3 protein-coding genes are annotated in these 3,296 nt (G+C 73.1%); all 3 read left to right on the plus strand.

Annotation, left to right across the window (positions count from 1 at the left end; genetic code table 11):
- Positions 1-126: 126 nt before the first annotated feature.
- The 3 genes from rsmG to ACZ6ZR_RS26820 all read left to right on the plus strand — a co-directional run bounded on the left by rsmG (position 127) and on the right by ACZ6ZR_RS26820 (position 3,257).
- The gene (gene rsmG, locus ACZ6ZR_RS26810) at positions 127-918 is read left to right on the plus strand and encodes a 16S rRNA (guanine(527)-N(7))-methyltransferase RsmG (RefSeq protein ID WP_465646440.1); all 792 of its coding nucleotides are present in this window, start codon (positions 127-129) and stop codon (positions 916-918) included.
- Positions 919-1,068: 150 nt separating this feature from the next.
- The gene (locus ACZ6ZR_RS26815; protein ID WP_465646442.1) at positions 1,069-2,154 is read left to right on the plus strand and encodes a ParA family protein; all 1,086 of its coding nucleotides are present in this window, start codon (positions 1,069-1,071) and stop codon (positions 2,152-2,154) included.
- Positions 2,151-3,257, plus strand: coding sequence for a ParB/RepB/Spo0J family partition protein (locus tag ACZ6ZR_RS26820; RefSeq protein ID WP_465646444.1), 1,107 nt, complete (start codon positions 2,151-2,153; stop codon positions 3,255-3,257). The genes ACZ6ZR_RS26815 and ACZ6ZR_RS26820 overlap by 4 nt, the downstream gene beginning before the upstream one ends.
- Positions 3,258-3,296: the final 39 nt, after the last annotated feature.

Genomic DNA, 3,296 nt, shown 5'->3' on the forward strand with positions numbered 1-3,296 from the left:
CGGGGTCGTCGTCGCTGGTGGAGGCTGAGCGAGTGTCAGAACGGCGCTGTTTCACGTGAAACGGCGCCGTCGTGACAGAGTGTCCGGTATCGCGGGTGAGCGGAGACGGTGAGCGGAGAGGCTGAGATGGACACGGACGGCGTGGCGACCGAGGGCACCCCGGAGGAGAACGGTCCGCAGGGGCCGGGCGAGGTTCCGGCGGCGGCGGGGCAGATCTTCGGCGACCGGCTTTCGATGGCCGTGCGCTACACCGAGCTGCTGGCCACCGCAGGCGTGCAGCGCGGGCTGATCGGTCCGCGCGAGGTGCCCCGGCTCTGGGACCGCCACGTGCTGAACTGCGCGGTGCTGGCCGAGCTGCTGCCGCCCGGCGCCTCGCTCTGCGACGTGGGCTCGGGGGCCGGGCTGCCCGGCATCCCGGTGGCGTTGGCCCGTCCGGACGTTTCGGTGACGCTGCTGGAGCCGCTGCTGCGGCGCACCACCTTCCTGGAGGAGGTGGTCCGCGAGCTCGGGCTGACCAACGTCACGGTGCTGCGCGGCCGGGCCGAGGAGATGGTCGGCAAGCTGGCGGTGGACGTGGTGACCGCCCGGGCGGTGGCGCCGATGGACCGGCTGGCCGGCTGGGGGCTGCCGCTGCTCCGCCCGTACGGACAGATGCTGGCGCTCAAGGGCGACACCGCCGAGCAGGAGCTGGCCGACTCGCGGTCGGCGCTGACCAAGCTCGGTGCGGTGAAGTGGTCGGTGATCTCGGTCGGCGAGGGCACCCTGGAGACCTCGACCCGGGTGGTCCGGGTGGAGGCGGGGGAGAGCCCGGGCGGGGTGAAGGCGGCCACCCGGCGGGCCAAGGCGGCCAGGGCCGGGCGCGGTGCCCGGGCCGGCGAGGGCGGCACCCGAAGCGGCGGTGCGCGGCGCCGGCGCTGACGGTCCGTCGGCGGGCCGGAGGTTCGCCGACTGTTCACTTCCGCGGAGCGGGTACCCGGACGGGTGCCCGCTCCGCGCGTTCGGGGGGCGCACGGGGGCACCGGGCCGGGAGTCGGAGTGTCGCACCGTCAGATTTCCGACATTGCGGGCATGGTGTTTCACGTGAAACGTCGCTCACTGCTTTCCGGAATCCTCGGCCGCAGCCGGGCGGTGACTGTTGCCGCTCCGGTTTCACGTGAAACACTGACCCCCATGCAGGAGTCGGAGACCATCGATCACGTCGATGACACGCCCATCGCGCGGGCCGCCATGGCCGCGGTGGAGGCCGCCGGACGGGCCGGCGAAGGACTGCCCCGCCCGGACGCCACCCGCGTGATCGTGGTGGCCAACCAGAAGGGCGGGGTGGGAAAGACCACCACCACCGTGAACATGGCCGCCGGTCTGGCCATGCACGGGCTGCGGGTGCTGGTGGTCGACCTCGACCCACAGGGGAACGCGTCCACCGCGCTGGGCATCGACCACCACGCCGAGGTGCCGTCGATCTACGACGTGCTGGTCGAGGGCAAGCCGCTGGCCGACGTGGTGCAGCCGGTCCGGGACGTGGAGGGGCTGTTCTGCGTGCCCGCCACCATCGACCTGGCCGGCGCCGAGATCGAGCTGGTCTCGCTGGTGGCCCGGGAGAGCCGGCTGCAGCGGGCGATCGCGGCCTACGAGCAGCCGCTGGACTACATCCTGATCGACTGTCCGCCCTCGCTCGGGCTGCTGACGGTCAACGCCCTGGTGGCCGGTCAGGAGGTGCTGATCCCGATCCAGTGCGAGTACTACGCGCTGGAGGGCCTCGGCCAGCTGCTCCGCAACGTCGAGCTGGTGCGGGCGCACCTGAACCAGGCGCTGCACGTCTCCACCATCCTGCTCACCATGTACGACGCCCGGACCAGGCTGGCCGCCCAGGTGGCCGAGGAGGTCCGGACGCACTTCGCCCAGGAGGTGCTGAGCACGGCGATCCCGCGCTCGGTGCGGATCTCCGAGGCACCCAGCTACGGACAGACCGTGCTGACCTACGACCCGGGTTCCACCGGGGCGCTCTCCTACCTGGAGGCGGCACGCGAACTCGCCCTGCGGTCAGCAGGGTCGGCGGTGGCCGGGCAGCAGCCCGGTGCGGCCCTGGGCCAGCAGCGCACCGGCGCGGCGGCCCCGATGGCACAGCACGGCAGCACGATGGAGGACAACCGGTGAGTGGTGGGCGCAGGGGCCTGGGACGCGGGCTCGGGGCACTGATTCCGGCGGCGACGCCGGCGGCGGCTCCGGCCGCCGTCCCGGTCGGCGCGGGTGCTCCGGAGCGGTCGGCCGGCGCACTGTCGCCGAGCGCCGTTCCGGTGCTGCCCACCGACCGGGGCACGGTGGCCGCCAAGGTCGCGGCCGAACTGGCCCGGGACGCCGCGGTGCCCTCCGGCCGGAGCGCGCTGGAGGACGAGCTCACCGCGCTGGCGCCGGTGGACGGTGCCCGGTTCGCCGAGCTGCCGCTGGACTCGATCACGCCGAACCCGCGCCAGCCGCGCGAGGTCTTCGACGAGGACAAGCTGGCCGAGCTGGTCGCCTCCATCAAGGAGGTGGGCCTGCTCCAGCCGGTGGTGGTCCGTCAGACCGCGGTCGGGCGCTTCGAACTGATCATGGGTGAGCGGCGCTGGCGCGCCTCCCGGGAGGCCGGGCTCGACGTCATCCCGGCCATCGTCCGGGCCACCGACGACGACAAGCTGCTGCTCGACGCGCTGCTGGAGAACCTGCACCGGGCCGAGCTGAACCCGCTGGAGGAGGGCGCCGCCTACGACCAGCTGCTGCGCGACTTCTCCTGCACCCACGACGAGCTGGCCGACCGGATCGGCCGCTCCCGCTCGCACGTCTCCAACACCCTGCGGCTGCTCAAGCTCTCGCCCACGGTCCAGCGCCGGGTCGCCGCCGGGGTGCTGACGGCGGGTCACGCCCGGGCGCTGCTCGGTGTGCTGGACGCCGAGGTGCAGGACCAGCTGGCCCGTCGGATCATCGCGGAGGGGCTCTCGGTGCGCACCACCGAGGAGATCGTCGCGGTGATGGACCAGGACCAGAAGCCGCAGCGGGCGTCCGGCCCGAAGGCCGGGAAGCTGATCTCACCCGCCTTCAACGACCTCTCGGCGCGGCTCTCGGACCGCTTCGAGACCCGGGTCAAGGTCGAGGTCTCGCAGCGGAACGGCCGGCTCGGCAAGGGCAAGGTGGTGCTGGAGTTCGCCTCGGTGGAGGACCTGAACCGGATCCTGGACAGCCTGGCCCCGGGCGAGGAGGGGCTCCGCCTCTCCGGGAGCTGACCGCTCCGGACGGTGGACGACAGCGGTGCCGCGGGTGCA

This window comes from Kitasatospora sp. NPDC088742, assembly GCF_055584905.1.